The 20,933-nt window shown below is 71.8% G+C and carries 18 protein-coding genes; 17 read left to right on the top strand and 1 reads right to left on the bottom strand.

The features are described 5' to 3' along the window. Positions 1-20 precede the first annotated feature (20 nt). From HD557_RS14525 to HD557_RS14475, 11 genes are all read left to right on the top strand, one after another. Complete coding sequence (locus HD557_RS14525) at positions 21-2,336, top strand: hypothetical protein (protein WP_196874378.1); 2,316 nt, start codon at positions 21-23, stop codon at positions 2,334-2,336. Between the two features lie 85 nt (positions 2,337-2,421). Next, a complete protein-coding gene (locus HD557_RS14520; RefSeq protein ID WP_196874377.1) occupies positions 2,422-3,081 on the top strand; it encodes an enoyl-CoA hydratase-related protein in 660 nt (219 codons plus the stop codon). Positions 3,082-3,184: 103 nt separating this feature from the next. Beyond that, entirely contained in the window at positions 3,185-4,009 is an 825-nt protein-coding gene (locus tag HD557_RS14515; RefSeq protein ID WP_196874376.1) for an amidohydrolase family protein, read from the top strand. A gap of 88 nt (positions 4,010-4,097) precedes the next feature. Further along, a complete protein-coding gene (locus HD557_RS14510) occupies positions 4,098-4,634 on the top strand; it encodes an MSMEG_0572/Sll0783 family nitrogen starvation response protein (RefSeq protein ID WP_008361338.1) in 537 nt (178 codons plus the stop codon). Positions 4,635-4,644: 10 nt separating this feature from the next. Next, positions 4,645-5,724 carry an MSMEG_0568 family radical SAM protein gene (locus HD557_RS14505; protein WP_196874375.1) on the top strand — a complete coding sequence of 360 codons (1,080 nt, stop codon included), beginning with the start codon at positions 4,645-4,647 and terminating at the stop codon, positions 5,722-5,724. Further along, positions 5,721-7,139: an MSMEG_0567/sll0787 family protein gene (locus HD557_RS14500; protein ID WP_196874374.1), complete on the top strand. Its 1,419-nt coding sequence runs from the start codon at positions 5,721-5,723 to the stop codon at positions 7,137-7,139. The genes HD557_RS14505 and HD557_RS14500 overlap by 4 nt, the downstream gene beginning before the upstream one ends. Next, positions 7,136-8,050, top strand: a complete 915-nt coding sequence (locus HD557_RS14495) for a carbon-nitrogen hydrolase family protein (RefSeq protein WP_196874373.1) — start codon at positions 7,136-7,138, stop codon at positions 8,048-8,050. Before HD557_RS14500 ends, HD557_RS14495 begins: the two co-directional genes overlap by 4 nt. Further along, the gene (locus HD557_RS14490; RefSeq protein ID WP_196874372.1) at positions 8,043-8,360 is read left to right on the top strand and encodes an MSMEG_0570 family nitrogen starvation response protein; all 318 of its coding nucleotides are present in this window, start codon (positions 8,043-8,045) and stop codon (positions 8,358-8,360) included. Before HD557_RS14495 ends, HD557_RS14490 begins: the two co-directional genes overlap by 8 nt. Continuing rightward, on the top strand, positions 8,357-9,682 hold the full coding sequence (locus tag HD557_RS14485) for an MSMEG_0569 family flavin-dependent oxidoreductase (protein ID WP_196874371.1): 1,326 nt from the start codon (positions 8,357-8,359) through the stop codon (positions 9,680-9,682). Before HD557_RS14490 ends, HD557_RS14485 begins: the two co-directional genes overlap by 4 nt. Before the next feature lie 45 nt (positions 9,683-9,727). Continuing rightward, positions 9,728-10,582 (top strand): carbon-nitrogen hydrolase family protein, encoded by an 855-nt coding sequence (locus tag HD557_RS14480; protein WP_008361334.1) that lies wholly within the window; start codon positions 9,728-9,730, stop codon positions 10,580-10,582. Next, positions 10,579-11,685 (top strand): MSMEG_0565 family glycosyltransferase, encoded by a 1,107-nt coding sequence (locus tag HD557_RS14475; protein WP_196874370.1) that lies wholly within the window; start codon positions 10,579-10,581, stop codon positions 11,683-11,685. Before HD557_RS14480 ends, HD557_RS14475 begins: the two co-directional genes overlap by 4 nt. On the opposite strand, the gene HD557_RS14470 is transcribed toward HD557_RS14475, so the two are convergent. Continuing rightward, positions 11,674-13,302 carry an ABC-F family ATP-binding cassette domain-containing protein gene (locus HD557_RS14470; RefSeq protein ID WP_008361330.1) on the bottom strand — a complete coding sequence of 543 codons (1,629 nt, stop codon included), beginning with the start codon at positions 13,300-13,302 and terminating at the stop codon, positions 11,674-11,676. The genes HD557_RS14475 and HD557_RS14470 overlap by 12 nt on opposite strands. Positions 13,303-13,628: 326 nt before the next feature. On the opposite strand from HD557_RS14470, the gene HD557_RS14465 reads away from it, so the two are divergent. From HD557_RS14465 to HD557_RS14440, 6 genes are all read left to right on the top strand, one after another. Beyond that, positions 13,629-14,300 carry a FadR/GntR family transcriptional regulator gene (locus tag HD557_RS14465; RefSeq protein ID WP_040756209.1) on the top strand — a complete coding sequence of 224 codons (672 nt, stop codon included), beginning with the start codon at positions 13,629-13,631 and terminating at the stop codon, positions 14,298-14,300. Further along, positions 14,297-15,724, top strand: coding sequence for an amino acid permease (locus tag HD557_RS14460; RefSeq protein ID WP_196874369.1), 1,428 nt, complete (start codon positions 14,297-14,299; stop codon positions 15,722-15,724). Before HD557_RS14465 ends, HD557_RS14460 begins: the two co-directional genes overlap by 4 nt. Then, positions 15,724-16,728, top strand: a complete 1,005-nt coding sequence (locus HD557_RS14455; protein WP_196874368.1) for an asparaginase — start codon at positions 15,724-15,726, stop codon at positions 16,726-16,728. Before HD557_RS14460 ends, HD557_RS14455 begins: the two co-directional genes overlap by 1 nt. Continuing rightward, complete coding sequence (aspA, locus tag HD557_RS14450) at positions 16,725-18,158, top strand: aspartate ammonia-lyase (protein ID WP_008361322.1); 1,434 nt, start codon at positions 16,725-16,727, stop codon at positions 18,156-18,158. The genes HD557_RS14455 and aspA overlap by 4 nt, the downstream gene beginning before the upstream one ends. A gap of 90 nt (positions 18,159-18,248) precedes the next feature. Further along, entirely contained in the window at positions 18,249-19,715 is a 1,467-nt protein-coding gene (locus HD557_RS14445; protein WP_008361319.1) for an FAD-linked oxidase C-terminal domain-containing protein, read from the top strand. Next, positions 19,715-20,929 (top strand): FAD-binding oxidoreductase, encoded by a 1,215-nt coding sequence (locus HD557_RS14440; protein WP_008361317.1) that lies wholly within the window; start codon positions 19,715-19,717, stop codon positions 20,927-20,929. Before HD557_RS14445 ends, HD557_RS14440 begins: the two co-directional genes overlap by 1 nt. The last annotated feature ends 4 nt before the right edge of the window (positions 20,930-20,933 follow it).

The raw sequence follows: 20,933 nt of genomic DNA, 5'->3' as shown, positions 1-20,933 counted from the left end.
TTCTCAGTCTCGGTGGGTTGGTGACCGGCGTCCTGTGGGCGACTCGTGGGGTGTGGTCGTCGGGTGACCTCAGTGGGCTCAACGGGCTGTTCGACTACCCGAGTGCATACCTCGGCGATGTCATCCTGCTGCCGATCGCCGCTGGCGGGCTGATGACGCTCTGCAGCAGCCTCGGGCGCAGTCCGTTGGGGCGGTCTGGCCTGATTGCGGGCACGATCGGTCTCGGTGTCGGACTCACGACGCAGGCGCTCTGGCTTGCCGATCCGAGCCCAGGCCTCAACTGGACCCTGCCGGAGCCGCACCACTTCAACCTTGCCGGCTGGTGGCATTTCGGATATCTCGTGGGTGCATCGGCGATCTTCGCCTGCCTTGGGTGGACGGCCCTGCTGGCCGTACGCGACGCCCTCCGCAGCGGGCGTCAGGAGATGGTGCGGAACTTGGTCGACGGGCCGGGTGCCATCGTCACGCTGGGCAGCCTGCTGGGGTTCGCGCTTCTGGCCGCGAGGGATTCGTCCCCCCGCGAGCTGGCGAGTGCGACCTCGCTGACCGCGATCATCGTCGCCACCGTTGTCGTCGCGCTGGCCGGGTCCTGGGCGATCGGGCGGAGCTGGCGCTGGTTCACGCGATGGTTCGCATGGTCGTTCGGGTGGGCCACCTGGAGCGCGGTGATGGTATTGCTCTGCTTCACAATCCTGCCTGATGCCGCAGACAAGGTCGATCGCGGCTGGGAGCTGGGGCTGGCGACGAGCGTCTTGTTGGCGGTCGCGGCTGGGGTGCTGGCGACGTACGAGGATCGTCCGAACGAGTTCGATGCACGCACCGGCTGGCATCTTGTCGCGGTGGTGATGGTGCTCGGGCCGGCGCTCGCGCTGACCTGGGGCGTCCTCGCAACCTTCGTGCAGACGGAGTCCTACCTTCGGGCGATGCTGATCTGGCTCGCGGCCGGCCCGCTCGCCGGTGGCGTGCTGCGCTGGTTGCGTACAGGCGATGTTGATCTCCGGGCGAACTGGTCGGTGTTGTTCTCGGTGTGGTCATTGGGGGCCGTCACGCTGCTCGCGGCGTCACGGGACTGGGCAGACCTGATGACCGGGCCAGCCGCCGAGATCGGCGTCGTCGGGGTCATCGCGTTCCTGACAGGGGTGCTCTATCCGCCGATCAAGGGCCTGGTCGAGGGACTGTTGCAGGAGGCCCCTGACCCCGACACCCCAACGAAGCCGAATGGTGAGGAGCCGTGGCGGAACGCCGCGGCCGACAAGGGATTCCTCTTCCTCGCGGCGATCACGGCAGCGATGGCACTCGCCTCGCTCGCCTTTTCCACGCTGCTCGCCCGGCAAGAGACCGCGTCCGGGGCCGAGCCGCGCGACGTGACCGGCGTTCTGCTTCTGGCGATTGTCGTCATTCTGATCACCGGTTGCGGCGCCTGGCTACGCCAGCCGGCGGCGGGTCTGGGTGTTCTCCTGTGGCCGTTGGGACTGCTTGCTCTCGGCCCCCTGAGACTGCCGCGGGATGCGCCGGGTGTGCCTGGAAACTCGGCCGCGCTCGTCCTTGTGCTGGTCGTCGCTGCCTCGCTGATCTACGCCGCTTGGACGCTCAACTCGGTCCTCGGAAACGTCGTCCTCCTGCGGGGAGCAGAGATGACGCCGCTCTTCTGGATCGTCTCAGCGTCCTGTGGCCTGAGCTCGGCGGTGACCGGGTACGTCGCCGCGACCGCGGCGCTCGGACCGACCCTGGCCAGCCCGTACCCGTTCTGGGTCGGCCTTCTCTCAGCGCTCTTCTTACTGCTCGTCAACTGCGTCGTCGTCGCAGCCGCGGCGTACGCAGCCGCCCCGGCTGCCGCACATGTGAGTGACCGCGATCCCGATGACTTCAGCTATTCGGTGAGCGCGGGCCTGGTCCAGGACGGGGTGCTGTTCGGATTGCTCTTCCTGATCGCAGCGGTGTTTCCGACGCAGGCCGCGATGTTCTCGACGGCACCCGAGCTGTGGGCCAGGATCGCGACGAGCTTCACCGTCGCGAGCCCGATGCTCACCCTCTTCGTCAGGGTGTTCATTGACTCGACGAAGCTCAACAAGCGCCACGCCAGGAACGTGATCAAGAAGAGTGCCAAGGGCGAGGCATTCAAGTCGGCGACGAACGCCGCGGACACGAACGAGCATCACGCGGTCCGACTGGCTCACTACTGGTACTCCTTGCGTCGGCCCGTCTCGGATCGGGAGAGCAATCACGAACGCGTGGTCCTCCTGCATGCGCACTGTGCGAACCAGAACTTGCTGGCGTACGTCTTCACCGCAGCTACTCTCTTCGGTGCGTTGGTTCTGGTGGGGGAGCGGGAGTAGACCTGGTCACCTGCCGGGTGCCCGCCCCAGCCAACGGCCTCGAGAGCCTGCGCTCCCCGCGCGGCTGACCCCGGAAGGAACGACCATGACGACGACCCTGACCCAGACGGACGGTGTGTACGTCCTCGACATCGGCGACACCGAGAACCGGTTCAGCCCCGACTGGATGACGTCGGTGAACGACGCCCTCGACAAGGTCGTGGCGGCGCCGGCGCCGCTGGTCCTGACCGCGACCGGCAAGTTCTACTCCAACGGCCTCGACCTCGACTGGCTCGGCCAGAACGCCGACCAGTTCGAGCCGTACGTCGCCCGGGTCCAGGCGCTCCTCGCCCGCCTCCTGGTCCTCCCGGTGCCGACGGTGACCGCGATCAACGGGCACGCCTTCGGCGCCGGCGCGATGCTCGCGATGACTCTCGACTGGCGGGTCATGCGCGAGGACCGCGGCTTCTTCTGCTTCCCTGAGGTCGACATCCAGATCCCGTTCACCCCGGGCATGGCCGCCCTGATCCAGGCCAAGCTCACCCCGCGGGCGGCGACCGACTCGATGACCACCGGCCGCCGCTTCCCCGGCCCTGACGCGCTCGCGGCCGGCATCGTCGACGGCACCGCACCCGAGGCCGAGCTGCTCGAGCAGGCCATCGCGCGCGTCGCCCCGCTCGCGGGCAAGCCGGCCGAGACGCTCGGCGCGATCAAGTCCACGATGTACGCGACCGCCGTCGCCGCCCTCACGACCGAGGGCGCCTGAGGGGCGGCCCCGCAATCCGCGTTACCTCGAACTTACGAGCTGACGCGCACTCCGTATTCCAGGGGTAACCAGCCCGAAACACCCGGGCCGAAGGCTTGATGCCATGACCAAGCCCCTTCGCGATGCGCACCGCCACATCGGCCGGCTGCCGGCGTACCCCTTCTACGGGGGTCCCGCGATCAACGCCGACGTGACCGCGCGCGACACCGTGAAGGAGCTGGTGGCCGACCTCGATGCCGACCGGATCGAGCGCGCGCTGGTGCTGCCGAACTACGGCGTGCCCGACCCGGACGCCGCCTTCGACCTCAACCACCTGGCCATCGAGGCCGCGCAGAGCGACGACCGGATCCGGTGCGGCCTGTGGGTCTCGCCGAAGCCGACCGACTCCGCCCGCAACGACGCCGCCCTCGCCCTCGCCGGCGAGGACGGCGTGGCCGCCCTCAAGACCAGCTTCCTGCTCGGCGGCCACCCCACCGACCCGGACTGCCTCGAGCAGCTCGACAAGGTCTTCGCCACCGCGCGCGAGCACGACCTGACCGTGCACGTGCACACCTCGCCCGGCGCCGCCTCCGACGTCGACCAGATCGGCACGCTCGTGGAGCGCTATGCCCGGGACGTACGTCTCCATCTCGTGCACCTCGGCGGCGGGATGAGCGGCCACATGAAGCTCATCGGCGGCCGGCTCTTCGACTGGATCGAGGCCGGGATGCAGGTCTACACCGACACCAGCTGGGCGATCGGCTTCGCGCCGATCTGGCTGGTCCAGGAGATCGAGCGCCGCGGCGTCGGGCACGACCGCATCCTCTTCGCCACCGACGCCCCGTGGGGCGACTTCGCTGGCGAGCACGCCCGTCTCTCCGCCGCGGCCGGCGACGGCGAGCTCGCCGACGCCTTCTTCCACCACAACTTCTCAGCCCTCTACGGCTGAGACCGGCAGCTCCACTGCCGGCCACTCGTCAAGGACGACGAGCCCGCTCCCATCCCGCACCGCTCATCCGACCTCTCTGGAGACCCTCGTGACCACTGACACCGCTGACATCGACGCCCAGATCGCCGAGAACATGGCCAAGTCGCTCGGCGAGATCCCGCACCCCTCGTCGCAGCCGGGCACCAACATCTACGGCTCGACCAAGATCTTCCCCGACTACCAGGCCGAGGAGGGGGAGACCTACTTCACCCTCGTCCACGGCATCCCGCACGAGTCCTCGGTCAGCTTCGTCGCCGTCCTGCAGGCCACGCGCGCGCTGCGGAAAGGCTTCGAGTCGGCCATCTACTTCTACGGCCCGGGCACGCTCGCCTGCATGGCCTCGCGCGGCTTCCCGACCATGGGTGACGCCGGCTTCCCCGGCGAGCTCAACACCAACGGCGCCATCGAGACGTTCATCAAGGAGGGCGGCACGGTCTTCTGCTGCCGCTTCGGGATGGGCCTCCACGGCCTGCGCGAGGAGGACCTGATCGAGGGCGTCGTGCCCTCGCACCCGCTCGACGTGCAGGACGCGCTGATCCACTACGCCCGCAAGGGCGCCATCATCAACTCGACCTACAACCTCTGAGGGACCGGCCATGACCTCGCCGATCTCGTCCAGCACCCGCGTCGACGTCGCCATCCAGGGGATCCGCCTGCTCGACGCCCCCGTCGCCCGCCGCTCGGGCGCCGGACCGAGCGACGACGGCCACGTCCTCCTGGACGGGGTCGGCGCGGCCATCCCGCTCAACCCCCGCAGCCCCTATTCCGTACGCGGCGGCAAGCTGCTCCTCGACGGCGCCGACACCGGTCTCGGGGTCGAGGCCGTCGCCCGGCCGCGCTTCTACGACCTGACCACCGCAGACGGCGTCGGCTACGACAAGATCGCCCGCCTGCACTCGGCCAACGTGCTCGCCACGACGGTCGTGCAGACCTGCGCCCGCTATGCGGAGGAGGAGCGATGCCGCTTCTGCGCGATCGAGGAGTCACTGCGCCAGGGCTCCACGGTCGCGGTCAAGCAGCCCGCCCAGCTCGCCGAGGTCGCCAAGGCGGCCGTCGAGCTCGACGGGGTCACCCAGATGGTGATGACCACGGGTACCTCCCGGGGACGCGACCGCGGGGCGACCCATCTGGCGCGCTGCGTACGCGCGGTGCACGAGGCGGTCCCCGACCTGCCCATCCAGGTGCAGTGCGAGCCGCCGGGTGACCTCGCCTCGATCCAGGAGCTCTACGACGCCGGCGCCCGCTCGATCGGCATCCACGTCGAGTCGCTCGACGACGCGGCCCGGCTGCGCTGGATGCCGGGCAAGGGCTCGGTGCCCATGAGTGAGTATCGTGCTGCGTGGGCGGAGGCGGTCCGCGTCTTCGGCTGGAACCAGGTCTCGACCTATATCTTGGTCGGCCTCGGCGAGGATCCCGACGAGCTGGTCGCGGGCTGCGAGGAGCTCATCGCGATGGGCGTCTACCCGTTCGTGGTGCCCTACCGCCCGCTGGACGGCACCCTCGCCAAGGACGTCGACGCCGTCCCCGCGCCACCGCACGCCGACGTCTACCGGGTCACCTCGCGCGTCGCCGCGCTCCTGCGCCGGGCCGGGATGGCCGGCGCCGACCAGGCCGCCGGCTGCGCGTCGTGCGGTGCCTGCTCGGCACTGGGAGCCTGCGGGGAGGAGTCGGCATGACCGAGCTGCTCGACGACGTCATCCTGGCCGGTGGGGTGCGCCGGGCGCCGAGCCTGGTGGGCTACCGCGTGGTCCGCGCCGAGACCGCGGCCGATCGGGAGGCCTACCTCCGCCTGCGCCGCGAGGTCTTCGTCACCGAGCAGGGCCTCTTCGCCGGCTCCGACCTCGACGACGTCGACGAGGACCCGCGCCGGATCGTGCTGCTCGCCCGGGCTGACGACGGCGAGGTCCTGGGCGGCGTACGCCTCCACCCGGCGCAGCCGGACGCACCTGACGTGGGTTGGTGGCGCGGGAGCCGGCTGGCGGTCAAGGCCGACGCCCGCCAGCTGCTCGGCGTCGGCGCGGCGCTGGTCCGGGCGGCCTGCGCGGCGGCCGAGCAGGCCGGTGCGCTTCGCTTCGACGCCACCGTCCAGGCCCGCAACGAGGGACTCTTCCGGCGGCTGGGCTGGGTCCCGCGCGAGCGGATCCACCTCCACGACATGACCCATGTGGTCATGGAGTGGCCGGTGGAACGCATCCGGCAGCTCTCCGAGGCCACCAAGTCGCCCCTCGGCGACCTGATCGGTGCCCTCGTCGGGCGGTCGACCCCCGGGTTCCGGGGTGACGACGGCGCCCCCGTCCCCGGCAGCGACCTGGTCGCCGCCTGCGACGCGATCCTGCCCTCGATGGTGGAGCGCGACCCCGAGTGGGCCGGCTGGTGCGCGGTCCTCGTCAACGTCAACGACCTCTCCGCGATGGGCGCGGCGCCGGTCGGCCTGCTCGACGCCATCGGCGCCCGGGACGCCTCCTTCGCCCGCCGGATCGTGCGCGGGCTGGCCGAGGCGGCGCAGGCGTGGGGCGTACCCGTCCTCGGTGGGCACACCCAGCTCGGCGTCCCGGCCGCGCTCTCGGTCACCGCCCTCGGGCGCGCGGAACGCCCGGTTCCGGGCGGCGGGGGAGCACCCGGCCACCGGCTGCGCCTGAGCGCGGACCTCGGCGGAGGGTGGCGGCCCGGCTACCAGGGTCGGCAGTGGGACTCGTCCTCGCACCGCACCTCGGCCGAGCTGCGGGCGCTGTCCGGAGTCGTGCCCGCACTGGCCCCGACGGCCGCCAAGGACGTCAGCATGGCCGGCCTGATCGGCACCGCCGGCATGCTGGCCGAGGCCAGCGGCTGTCGCGCGATCATCGACGTCGCCGCCGTCCCCACCCCTGAGGCAGCCGCGACCGCGGACTGGTTCACCTGCTTCCCGGGCTTCGCGATGCTCACGGCCGAGGAACCCGGCCGCGCCGCGACACCGGCCGGCCTGCCCGGCTTCGTCTCCTCCGCCGTCTGCGGCGAGCTCGTCGCGGGCACCGGCGTCGGCCTGCGCTGGCCGGACGGGACCGTCACCGACGCCATCGACCACACCGTCACCGGACTAGGACCTGCGACATGACCACCACCGACACCCACCGCGGCAGCGCCGTCGCGGCCGTCTGCGCCGGCTTCGGCCGCGACGTGGACGAGAACCTCGCCCAGATCGGCGCCCTCATCGACGACGCCCGCCAGGCAGGCGTCGGCCTGCTCGCCCTTCCCGAGGCCTGTCTCGGCGGCTACCTCTCCGTCCTCGGCGCCGGGCGCGACGGCAACCACGACGAGGCGCCCGACGACCTCCCGCCGGTGATGGACATCGACGGGCCCGAGCTCGCGCGGGTCGCCGCGCTGGCCGGAGACATGACCGTGGTCGTCGGCCTGTGCGAGTCCGACGGCGCCGACCGCTACAACACGGCCGCCGTCGTCACCGGCGACGGCGTGCTGGGTGCCCACCGCAAGGTGCACCAGCCGCTGGGGGAGAACCTCTACTACGCGGCCGGCGACGGGTTCGGCTGCGTCGATACGCCGGCCGGCCGGATCGGCACCCTGATCTGCTACGACAAGGCGTTCCCCGAGGGAGCCCGCGCGCTCGCCGTCGACGGCGCCGAGGTCATCGCCTGCATCTCCGCCTGGCCGGCCTCCCGCACCGCCACCAGCGCCTCGATCGAGGACGACCGGTGGACGAAGCGGTTCAACCTCTTCGACGCCGCCAGGGCACTCGAGAACCAGGTCGTCTGGCTCGCCTCCAACCAGCACGGGACCTTCGGCAAGCTCCGCTTCGTCGCCAACGCGAAGGTGGTCGGTCCGGGCGGAGACGTCCTGGCGACCACCGGCGTCGACGCCGGCATGGCCGTGGCCGAGCTGGACGTGCCCAGCGCCCTGGCGACGGCCCGCCGGGCGATGTTCCATCTGCGCGACCGCCGGCCCGAGGCGTACCCCTCCGCGCTGGCGACCGCCGAGCCGTTCAGCCCGGTGGGTGAGGGGCATGCCTGAGATGACCTTCACCGTGCGCTGGCCCGACGGGCGGGTCGAGGACTGCTACTCACCCTCGCTGGTGATGCACGACCACCTCGCGGTCGGCGGGACGTACGCCGTCGACGACTTCCTCGACCGCAGCCTCACCGCTCTGGCGACCGCCTCCGAGCGGGTCCGCGCGAAGTTCGGCTTCGCCTGCACCAGCGCGATGGCGACGGCCGATCAGCTGCGCGCCTCGGCAGCTGCGTACGAGTTCGGCCAGTACGTCACCGTCCTCGCGATGCACCCGCCCCTGCCCGCCACCTCGACACCCCGGGAGATCCGATGACCACCCACCGCACCACCGTCGCGATCGTCGGCGGCGGGCAGGCAGGCCTGGCCGCCAGCTGGTTCCTCGTCCGCGACGGCGTGGACCACGTCGTCCTCGAGGCGGGCACCGCCGGCCACGAGTGGGCCGAGACCCGCTGGGACAACTTCACCCTGGTGACGCCCAACTGGCACTGCCGCCTGCCCGGCTACGAGTACGCCGGGCCCGACCCGGACGGCTTCATGACCCGCGACGAGGTGGTGAGGTGGCTCGCCGGCTACGCGCCGAGCTTCGGCCCGCCGCTGCGCGAGCACACCCGGGTGACCTCGCTGACCCAGCGCGCCGACGGCGGGTTCCTGGTCGAGGCCGAGGGACCCGAGGGCGCCGAGGCCTGGGAGGTCGAGCAGGTCGTGGTCGCGACCGGCGGCTACCACGTACCGGTCGTGCCGGCCTGGGCGCCCGCGCTCGACCCCGCCGTCGACCAGCTGCACTCGGCCGACTACAAGAGCGCCTCGCGGCTTCGCCCCGGCGGCGTGCTGGTGGTCGGCTCGGGGCAGTCCGGTGCGCAGATCGCCGAGGACCTGCACCTGGAGGGACGCCAGGTGCACCTCGCGATCGGCGACGCGCCCCGGGTCGCCCGGTTCCACCGCGGGCGTGACTGCATGACCTGGCTCGCCGAGATGGGGCTCTACGACACCCCGGTCGCCAGCTACCCGGGCGGGCCGGCCGCTCGCGAGAAGACCAACCACTACGTCACCGGCCGCGACGGCGGGCGGGACATCGACCTGCGCCAGTTCGCCGCCGAGGGCATGCGGCTCTACGGGCGGCTCGAGTCCGGGGCGGGCACCGATCTCGCGATCGCACCGACGCTGCGCGACGCCCTCGACTCCGCCGACGACGTCTACCGCTCGATCTGCCGCGACATCGACGCCTACATCGAGACGCAGGGTCTCGACGTCGTGCCGGCCGAGGCGTACCGGCCGGTCTGGGAGCCCGAGGCCGAACCGACCCGCCTCGACCTCGCCGAGGCGGGCATCACGACGGTGATCTGGGCGATCGGCTACCGGCCCGACTACCGCTGGGTCCGCGCCGGCGTCTTCGACGGGAGCGGGCGGCCGACCCACACCCGGGGCGTGACCGGCGTCGCCGGGCTCTACTTCCTCGGTCTGCCCTGGCTGCACACCTGGGGCTCCGGCCGCTTCCTCGGCGTCGCCGCGGATGCGGAATACGTCACCGGTGAGATCACCGGTCGAACGGGCCGGACCGGTCCGGCCACCGAGCCCGCCGCCGACCTGGCGCGGCGGCGGTCCCCGGCGCCGTTGGACGCCTCGGCGGTGGCCTGAGGGAGATCCCGGGCCGGAACGATGACGACGGATAGGTTGAGAACCATGTCGAACGTGCGTATCGGGGCGGTTGCGGCCCACTTCGGGCGCGACCTGACCCGCGCGGTCGCCAAGCTCGAAGGGATCGTCGAGGACGCCCGCCGCAACGGGGTCGGCCTGCTGGTCCTCCCGGACGCGACCCTCGGCGGCTACCTCTCCGACCTGCGTCATCCCGACCCGCTCGCGCTCCCGCCCGCACTCACCGAGGACTCCTTCGAGCTGGCCCGGGTGATCGCGATGGCCGGCGAGATGGTCGTCTGCCTCGGCTACGCCGAGGAGGTCGTCGCCGACGGCCAGGCGCGGCTCTACAACTCCGCCGTCTGCCTCAGCGGCGACGGGATCCTCGGGCGCCACCGCAAGGTGCACCAGCCCGCCGGCGAGTCGCTGGTCTACGCGGCGGGGGAGAGCTTCGCGGCCTTCGACACCCCGGTCGGGCGGCTCGGGATGCTCATCGACTACGACAAGACCTTCCCGGAGGCGGCCCGCACGCTCGCCCTCGACGGCGCCTCGGTGATCGCGTGCCTCTCGGCCTGGCCGGCGTCGGTCACCGACCGCGCCTCGCGGCTCCCTCAGGACCGCCAGTCCCGGCTCTTCGACCTTTACGACCAGGCCCGGGCGGCCGAGAACCAGGTCGTCTGGGTCTCCTCCAACCAGACCGGGGTGATGGGCGGGCTGCGGTTCCTCGGGCAGGCCAAGGTCGTCGGTCCCGGTGGCGAGATCCTCGCGCGCACCACCTCCAAGGGCGGCCTCGCCGTCGCGGAGATCGACGTCGAGGCGGAGATCGCCCGGTCCCGCCGGGTCCTCCACCACCTCAAGGAGCTGACCCCGACGGCCTACCAGCTCCCGGGATCCCCGCAGTGAGGATCGCGCTGCTCACCTACTCCACCCGGCCGCGCGGCGGCGTCGTGCACACGCTGGCGCTCGCCGAGGCACTGGCTGCGCTCGGCGAGGACGTCCACGTGTGGACCCTCGGCCGCCACGGCGACACGGAGTTCTTCCGCCCGGTCGATCCGGCCGTCACCGTCCACGCCGTGCCGTTCGAGGCACGTGAGGAGGAGTCGGCGGGGGAGCGGATCGTGCGCTCCATCGCCGTGCTGCGGACCGCGTTCGAGCGGGAGCGGGACGGCTACGACATCGTGCACGCCCAGGACTGCATCAGCGCCAACGCCGCGCTTCCGTGCGTCCGCACGATCCACCATCTCGACCACTTCACCACCCCGCAGCTCGCCGCCTGCCACGAGAAGGCCGTCGTCGAGCCGTACGCCCGGATCTGCGTGTCCCGGTCGGTGGCCGACGAGGTCGCGGCCGGATGGGGGTTCACCCCGGAGGTCATCCCCAACGGCGTCGACGCGGCCCGGTTCGCGGCCGGAGCCGACGACCACGCCGGGCGTGCGGTGTGGCGGGACCGCCTCGGCGGCTACGTCCTCGCGCTCGGCGGGATCGAGCCGCGCAAGGGGTCGCTCGACCTGCTCGAGGCGTACGCCGAGCTGCGCGACTCCGACCCCCGCCACCAGGACCTCACGCTGGTCTTCGGCGGCGGTGAGACCCTCTTCGACTACCGCGACTACCGGGCCGCCTTCGACGCCCGGGCCCGTGAGCTGGGCGTGCCGGTCGTCGTCACCGGGGTGATCGCCGAGGACGAGCTGCCTTCCCTGGTGGCCGAGGCCCGCGCACTGGCGATGGTCTCGACCAAGGAGGGCTTCGGGCTCGCCGCCCTGGAGGCGCTCGCCGCCGGCGTACCCGTCGTGGCCCGCGACCTGCCGGTGCTGCGGGAGGTCTTTGCCGAGACCGTCGCCTATGCCACCTCGCCGGCGGAGATCGCCGTAGCGCTGGGCAAGGTGCTGGACACGCCGCCCGAGCCGGCGGCGGGGCGCGAGCTCGCCGCCGGCTACACCTGGGAGCGCGCCGCGCGGGCCCACCAGATCTTCTACGGGCACACTCTCCGCACCCTGTCAGGCGGGTGAGGTCGGCCCGGCCTCGTCCAGCCCCCGACGCTGGTGCATGCGACCCTCCGCGTCGAGCTCGACGACCGTGTCGATGCCGATCCGCTCCAGGAACCCGAAGTCGTGGCTGACCACGAGCAACGCGCCGCGGTAGGCGTCGAGCGCCTCGGCGAGCTGCTCGACGCTGGTGATGTCGAGGTTGTTCGTCGGCTCGTCGAGGATCAGCAGCTGCGCGGGCGGGTCGGCCAGGAGCAGACGGGCGAGGGAGACGCGGAAGCGCTCGCCGCCCGAGAGCGTACGCACCGGGCGGTCCACGCTGGCGCCGCGCAGGAGCAGGCGGGCGAGCTGGTTGCGGATGGTGCCCGAAGGTGTCTCCGGTGCGACGGCGCGGACGTTCTCCATCGCGCTGGCCTCCTCGTCGAGGCCGTCGAGGCGCTGGGGGAGGAGGCCCACCTGGTCGGTGAGGAGACGACCGTGCGGCCGGCCGGCCACCGGGTCGGATCCCTGCACGAGATGAGCGAGCAGGGTCGACTTGCCGGAGCCGTTCGCGCCGACCAGTGCCACCCGCTCCGGCCCCTGGACCACGACCGTCCGACCCTCGTCCTCGAGCTCCGCGATCCGCCGGCCGCGGGGCACGCCGGGGTCGGGGAGGGTGAGGTGGATGTGCTCCTCGCTGCGTACGCGGGCACCGGCTGCGTCCACGGCGGCCTGGGCGGCCTTGACCTTGTCGTCCAGCGTCGAGCGCAGGGAGCCTGCGGACGCCTGGGCCTTGCTGGCCCGGTTGCCGGCGAGGATCTTCGGGATCCCGCCGTCCTTCTGGGTCTTCTTCGCGGTCCGCTCACGGCGGGCGAGCTTCGTCTCCGCCTCGATCCGCTGCCGCTTCTCGACCTTGAGCGCCTGCTGCGCTGACCGAGCGGTCTGGAGAGCGGCCGCCTGCTCCTGCTCCTGGTGCTCCTTCCACGCGCTGTAGGGTCCGCCGAACGTGCTCAGCGTCCCGGCGTACAGCTCGGTCGTGCTGTCCATGTGCTCGAGCAGCTCGAGGTCGTGGCTGACGATCACGAGCGTCCCCGGCCACTGGTCGACGAACTCGGCGAGCCTGGCGCGGGTGGCCCGGTCCAGGTTGTTCGTGGGCTCGTCGAGCAGCGTGATCGGAGTGCGGCGGATCCGCAGGCCGGTGATCGCGATCAGCATGCCCTCCCCGCCGGAGATCTCGGCGACGCGGCGGTCGAGATCGGCGGCAGAGAAGCCGATCTGGTCCAGGGCCTCGTCGGCCCGGGACTCGATGTCCCAGTCGTCGCCGATCGTGTCGAAGTGGCGCTGATCGACCTCGCCGGACTCGATGGCCCGGATCGCGGTGAGGGTGGCGTCGATGCCAAGCAGCTCGGCGATCGTGGTCTCCCGCCGGAGGGTGAGCGTCTGCGGCAGGTAGCCGACCTCGCCGCCGGTGTCGATCTGCCCCGAGCTCGGGGACAGCTCGCCGGCGATGAGACGGAGCAGGGTGGACTTGCCGGTGCCGTTGCGACCGATCAGGCCGGTCCGGTCGGTGCCGAAGGTGCCGTTGACCTGGTCGAGCGCGACGGTGCCGTCGGGCCACTCGAACGTGAGGTCGCGCAGGGTGATGGCTGATGGGGTGGACATTCGCGGTGGGTTCTCTTTCTCATCCGTCGAGCGCCACGAGGGCGCGACGGGATCGGTGACAAGTCGATGGCGAATGCACCGCGAGGTCGACCGAGGGGTCGTGATCGCGCGTCCGCGGAGGCGGACGTGCCGGCATGCCGACGCGAGCGCGTCAGGCGAGAGCCACCGGCAGTGCGGTGGCTAGAACTTGTCCACCTCGATCAGTCCCACGCCCCCAACGCTATCAGGCCAGGCCGGGTTGACAGGCGACGGTGACGCCCCTCACACTCATCGCCATGAACCTGTCTGACAGGCAAACAGTCAAACCGATTCGGCGTGCCAGCGCCATGGACCTCGTCCTCGCCGAGCTGCGCTCGGAGATCGAGTCCGGCACCTTCCCGGTGGGCACCCGGCTGCCGTCCGAGGCGACCCTGGTCCGCGATTTCGGGGTCAGCCGCCCGGTCGTCCGGGAGGCCCTACGAGCGCTGCAGGCGCTCGGCATGACGGAGTCCCAGTCGGGGCGAGGCACGTTCGTCGTCTCCGACCGGGCCGCCGACAACCCGACGTTCGGCAGCTACTCCGCACGTGACCTGGTCGAGGCACGCCGACATGTCGAGGTGCCGGCGGCCGGCTACGCCGCGGCCCGGCACAGCGGCGACGACCTCGACGAGATGCGCAGCCTGCTCGAGCGGATGGAGCGCGAGGAGGACGGTGCGGTCTGGGTCGCCCTCGACTCGCTGTTCCACATCGCCATCGCCCGCGCCTCGGCCAACCCCGTCTTCGGAAAGGTGATCGAGGAGATCCGCGAGGCCCTCGCCACCCAGTCCGCGCTGCTCAACAAGCTCGACGACACGCGGCGTACGGCCTCCGACGCCGAGCACCGCCTGATCGTCGACGCCATCGCCTCGGGCTCCTCGGAGACCGCCGAGGCGGCCATGCGTGCCCACCTCGAGCACGTCGACGGCGCGCTCGGAGACATCGTCCGCGACCCCACCACCGACAGGAACACCGACCGATGACACTGCCATCCTCCACTGGCACCGAAGCAACACCTCAGATCACCGACGCCGGCGACGACGGCTACGGAAAGTCGCTGACGCCGCGCCACATCACGATGATCGCGATCGGGGGTGCCATCGGCACCGGCCTGTTCCTCGGCGCGGGCGGGCGGCTGGCCAGCGCAGGTCCCTCCCTCGCCATCGCGTACGCCGCGTGCGGGCTCGTCGCGTTCATCGTGGTGCGCTGCCTCGGTGAGCTGATCCTCTACCGTCCCTCGTCGGGAGCCTTCGTCTCCTACGCCCGCGAGTTCCTCGGCGAGAAGGGCGCCTACACCGCCGGCTGGATGTACTTCCTGAACTGGTCGACCACCGGCATCGCGGACATCACCGCGATCGCGCTCTACGCCCACTACTGGTCGTTCTTCGCGCCGGTCCCGCAATGGGTGCTCGCCCTGGGCGCCCTGGTGATCGTGCTGACCCTCAACCTGCTCTCGGTCCGCCTGTTCGGGGAGATGGAGTTCTGGTTCGCACTCGTCAAGGTGGCCACCCTGGTGGTCTTCATGGCGATCGCGATCGTGCTCATCGTGACCCGGCACCCGATCGACGGCACCACCCCCGGACCGCAGCTGATCCTCGACCACGGCGGCATGTTCCCCTCCGGCGTGCTCCCGATGGTCCTGGTCATCCAGGGCGTCATCTTCGCCTACGCGTCCATCGAGCTGGTCGGCGTCGCCGCCGGCGAGACCGCGGACCCGCGCCGCGTCATGCCCCGGGCCATCAACACCATCATCTGGCGCATCGGGATCTTCTACGTCGGCTCGGTCGTCCTGCTCGCGATGCTGCTGCCGTGGTCGGCCTACTCGGCCGACGAGAGCCCGTTCGTGACCGTGCTGTCGCGGGTCGGCGTGCCCGGTGCGGGCGACGTGATGAACCTGGTGGTCCTCACCGCCGCGATGTCGAGCCTCAACTCCGGCCTCTACTCCACCGGCCGGATCCTGCGCTCGCTCGCCGCCGCCGGCACCGCGCCCCGCTTCGCCGCCTCGATGAACCGTCACAAGGTGCCGTACGGCGGGATCCTGATGACCGCTGCGGTCTGCGTCCTCGGTGTCGGGCTCAACTACGTCGTGCCCGCCCAGGCGTTCGAGATCGTCCTCAACCTGGCCTCGGTCGGCATCATCGCGACCTGGGCGATCATCCTGATCAGCCACACGATCTTCGTCCGCCGCACTCGCGCCGGAGAGCTCGAGCGTCCGGCGTTCCGGGTGCCGCGGTCGCCGGTGCCGCAGTTCATCGCGCTGGCGTTCCTCGCCCTCGTCCTGATCCTGATGTTCTTCGACCACGTCGGCCGGATCACCCTGCTCGCGATGCCGGTGCTGCTGGTCGCGCTGGTCGGCGGCTGGTTCCTCGTCCGCGACCGTATCGACACCTCCGCGATGGAGGTGTGATGAGCCTGCCCCACCTCGTGACACCGGTCGCCGACGCGGCTCCGATGCGAGTGCCGGCCCACCAGCCTCTGGTCGAGGTCTGGCGCGGCGAGATGGTCGAAGGCGTGCACCACGGCTCGGCCGTCCTCCTCGACCCCGAGGGCCGGGTACGCCTGGCCGTCGGTGACATCGAGGCCGCGTTCTACCCGCGCTCGGCGGCCAAGCCGATGCAGGCGGTGGCGATGGTGCGCGCCGGGCTCGACGTCGGCGACGACCTGCTCGCGCTCGCCGCGGCCAGCCACTCCGGCGAGGTGGTCCACCAGACCGGAGCCCGCCGGCTGCTGGCCTCCGCCGGCCTCGGCGAGGACGCCCTGCAGAACCCGCCGGACCTGCCCTACGACCCGGTCGAGCGCGAGGCCTGGCTGCGCGCCGACGGGCAGCGCAGCCGGCTCGCGCACAACTGCTCGGGCAAGCACGCCGCGATGGTCGCGACCTGCGCCGCCGCGGGGTGGGCGCACGATCGCTACCTCGATCCCGCGCACCCGCTCCAGGAGGTCATCCGAGCCACCGTCGAGGAGCTCACCGGGCAGCGGGTCGCGACGGTGACCGCCGACGGCTGCGGCACCCCGCTGTTCGGGATCTCGCTGCACGGCCTCGCGCGCGCCGCCCGGAGCCTCGTGCTCGCCCCCGAGGGCAGCGCGGAGCACCGGGTCGCCGCGGCGATGCGCCGCCACCCCGAGATGGTCGCCGGCCACCGCCGCGACGTCACCGCCCTGATGCAGGCCGTGCCCGGCCTGCTGGCCAAGGACGGCTTCGAAGGCGTCCAGATCGCCGCCCTGCCCGACGGCACCAGCCTCGCGCTCAAGGTCGCCGACGGCGCCGATCGGGCCCGCCTGCCCGCGCTGCTCGCCCTGCTGGCCGCGGGCGGCGTCGACCCCGACGTGCTCGCCCCGTTCGCGCCCGCCGCGCTGCGCCCGGCCGCCGCGCTCACCCCGACCGCTCTCGACCCGACGGAGAAGCCATGACCCCACCGACCCGGCGCGAGCACGACCTGCTCGGCGATCTCGACGTCCCCGCGGAGGCGTACTGGGGCGTCCACACCGCCCGCGCCCGCGCGAACTTCCCCATCACCGGCACCACGATCGGCACCTACCCGCACCTGGTGAACGCGCTCAGCGCCGTCAAGGAGGCCGCCGCGCTCGCCAACCTCGAGCTCGGCCTCCTCGACCCCGAACGTGCCGGGGCGATCGCGTCCGCGTGCCAGGAGATCCGCACCGGGAAGCTGCACGACCAGTTCGTCGTCGACGTCATCCAGGGTGGCGCCGGCACCTCGACCAACATGAACGCCAACGAGGTCATCGCCAACCGGGCCCTCGAGCTGCTCGGCCACGAGAAGGGCAGCTACGGCCACCTCCACCCCAACGAGCACGTCAACCTCAGCCAGTCGACCAACGACGCCTATCCCACCGCCGTCAACATCGCGACCATCATCGCGGTCGGCGCGCTCGCCGACGCCATGCGCGTCCTCGAGGACGCCTTCGCCGCGAAGGCCGAGGAGTTCGCCGGCATCCTCAAGATGGGACGTACGCAGCTCCAGGACGCCGTGCCGATGACCGTCGGCCAGGAGTTCCGCACCTACGCGGTGATGCTGGGGGAGGACCGGCTCCGGCTGCAGGAGGCCGTCACCCTGCTGCACGAGATCAACCTGGGCGCGACCGCGATCGGCACCGGGCTCAACGCGCCCGCGGGCTATGCCGAGATCGCCCGTCGTCACCTCGCCGAGATCACCGGCCTGCCGCTGATCACCGCGCCGGACCTGATCGAGGCGACCCAGGACTGCGGGGCGTTCGTCCACCTCTCCGGCGTGCTCAAGCGGGTCGCGGTCAAGGTATCCAAGACCTGCAACGACCTGCGGCTGCTCTCCTCCGGGCCGCGAGCCGGGCTCGGTGAGATCAACCTGCCGCCGGTCCAGGCCGGGTCCTCGATCATGCCGGGCAAGGTCAACCCGGTCATCCCGGAGGTCGTCAACCAGGTCGCGTTCGAGGTGATCGGCAACGACGTCACCGTCACCATGGCCGCCGAGGCGGGCCAGCTCCAGCTCAACGCCTTCGAGCCGGTCATCCTGCACTCCCTGGTCGCCAGCATCACCCACCTGGCCGCCGCGTGCCGCGTGCTCGCCGAGCGCTGCGTACGTGGCATCACGGTCAACGCAGAGCTGACCCGTGCCCAGGTCGAGCGCTCCATCGGGCTCGTCACCGCGCTCAACCCGGAGATCGGGTACGTCGCCGCGACCGAGATCGCCCGCGAGGCGCTCCGCAGCGGTCGTGGCGTCGCCGAGCTGATCCTCGAGCGCAACCTGATCTCGCCGGAGCGGCTCGCGCACCTGCTCCGGCCGGAGCAGCTCGCCCAGCCCGGGACGGTCGACCCGGCCGACCCGGGACAGTTGGTGACGTGAGTCACAGCAAACCATTGCCCTCACTGCCCTCTGTGCCCTAAAGTTCCAGGGGGCAGAAGGAAGATTCCGCGATACGAAATCGAGGGAACGATGGGCCTGACACCTCTGGAGACTCTGATCCGGCGGGCGCGGGCGCTCCTCCCCGAGGACGGCGTGATCACCGACCACGCCAGGCTGCGGACGTACGAGTGCGACGGGCTGGCCCACTACCGGGTCACCCCGGCGCTCGTGGTGATCCCGGAGACCGCCGAGCAGCTCGCCGCGATCGTCCGGTGCTGTGCCGAGCTGCAGATCCCGTACGTCGCCCGCGGCTCCGGCACGGGGCTCTCCGGCGGCAGCCTGCCGCACGCCGAGGGTGTCTTGGTGGTCACCTCGCGGCTGCGGGCCATCAAGGAGGTCCGGCGCGAGGACCAGCGCGCCGTCGTCGAGCCCGGCGTCATCAACCTCGACGTCACCCGGGCGGCGACCCCGGAGGGCTACTACTACGCGCCGGACCCCTCCAGCCAGCAGGTCTGCTCGATCGGCGGCAACGTCGCCGAGAACTCCGGCGGTGCCCACTGCCTCAAGTACGGCTTCACGACCAACCACGTGCTCGCCGCCGAGTTCGTGGCCGCCGACGGCGACCGCGTACGCCTCGGCGGGGATGCTCCCGACAGTCCCGGCTACGACCTGCTCGGCGCCGTCGTCGGCTCGGAGGGCACCCTCGGGATCGTCACCGAGGTGACGGTGCGGTTGGTGCGCCTGCCGGAGAAGGTGGTCACTCTGCTGGTGGGCTTCGACTCCACCGACCGGGCCGGTGCCGCGGTGTCCGCGATCATCGCGGCCGGCATCGTGCCGGCGGCGATCGAGATGATGGACGCGCTCGCGATCGAGGCCGCCGAGGCCGCGGTGCACTGCAACTATCCCGACGGCGCGGGCGCGGTGCTGGTCATCGAGCTGGACGGTCCGGCCGCCGAGGTGGACGCGGAGTACGCCGACGTGGTCCGGTTCTGCGAGGAGACCGGCGCTTTCGAGATCCGCACCGCGAAGACCGCCGAGGAGCGGTTCCTGATCTGGAAGGGTCGCAAGTCCGCCTTCGCCGCCGTCGGCCGGATCAGCCCCGACTACATCGTGCAGGACGGCGTCATCCCGCGGACCGCCCTGCCCGAGGTGCTGCGGGCGATCGCGGAGCTCTCCGAGCGCTCCGGCGTACGCGTCGCCAACGTCTTCCATGCAGGCGACGGCAACCTGCATCCGCTGGTGCTCTTCGACGACGCCGTCCCCGGCGCCGGGGACGCCGCCGAGGAGGTCAGCCGCGGGATCCTCGACCTCTGCCTGCAGCACGGCGGCTCGATCACCGGCGAGCACGGCGTCGGCGCCGACAAGGCGGGCCACATGCCGAAGATGTACGCCGCTGACGACCTCGACACCATGCAGCTCGTCCGGTGCGCCTTCGACCCGGACCGGATCTCCAACCCGGGCAAGATCTTCCCGACCCCACGCCTGTGCGGAGAGCGCCCGGGCCGGCGTCAGGGCGCGCACCCGCTGCAGCAGGCCGGCGTCGCGGAGGTCTTCTGATGAGCGATTCCATCGCCGGTCGAGCCGCGAGCGAAGCGAGCGTGTCGAGACCAACACGGTCCATCTCCGGCGTACGCCCCGGCCGCATCGAGCGCCCGGCGAGCACCGCCGAGGTCGCCGAGATCATGCGCGCCGCGGCGTCGGCGGGGGAGTCCGTGGTCCCGACCGGAGCCGGCACCAAGCTGCGCTGGGGCAACCCGCCGACCTCGGCCGACATCCTGCTCGACCTCTCCGCGCTGGACCAGGTGATCGAGCACGCCTCCGGCGACCTGATCGCCACCGTCGGAGCCGGCACGCCGCTGGCCCGGCTGAACGAGCAGGTCGCCACCGCCGACCAGCGCCTCGCGCTCGACGAGACCCTGGCCGGCGCGACCGTCGGCGGCACCCTGGCGGCCAACACCAGCGGCCCGTTGCGGATGCTCGCCGGCACCATGCGCGACCTGCTCATCGGGGTGACGATGGTGCGCGCCGACGGCGTGGTCGCCAAGGCCGGTGGCAAGGTCGTCAAGAACGTCGCCGGCTACGACGTCGGCAAGCTCCTGGTCGGCTCGATGGGCACGCTCGCGGTGGTCACCGAGGCGACCTTCCGGCTCCACCCGGTCCCGCAGAGCCGACGCTGGGTCGGCGTCGCCGCGCGCGACGCGGCGCACGCCGCCGAGCTCACCCAGGCGGTCCTGCACTCCCAGACGGTGCCCTCCGGTCTCGAGGTGGACGCCACCGCTGACGGGCTGCAGGTCGACGTGCTGGTCGAGGGACGCCCGGAGGGCGTGGCGGGACGTACGGCCGTCCTGAAGCAGCTGCTTCCCGGCGCCGAGATCAGCGACCGGCCGCCCGCCGGCTGGGGCCGGTACCCGTGGGGCGACACCAGCGACAGGCACGTCAGGATCAAGGTGACCTTCCGGCTCTCCGGTCTGGCCGACGTCATCGAGGCCGCCGGCGGGCTCGGGCTGCGCGGCTCGGCCGGCGTCGGCGTCGCGTACGTCGCCGTCCCCGCCGACCGGGTCATCACCGAGATCCGTGGGGTTCTCGCGCGGCTGCGCGAGACCACCGGTCGTCACGGCGGCAGCACCGTGGTGCTCGACGCCCCGCAGGCGATCAAGGAGCAGCTGGACCTGTGGGGGCCGGTGCCGGCGCTGGAGCTGATGCGCCGGGTCAAGGACGAGTTCGACCCCGACCACCGGCTCAGCCCGGGCCGCTTCGTAGGAGGGATCTAGCCCC

The sequence above is a fragment of the Nocardioides luteus genome (assembly GCF_015752315.1).
Taxonomy (GTDB): Bacteria; Actinomycetota; Actinomycetes; order Propionibacteriales; family Nocardioidaceae; genus Nocardioides.
Note: the sequence above shows the minus strand (reverse complement) of the source record. Positions and strands in the feature narration are given on the sequence as shown.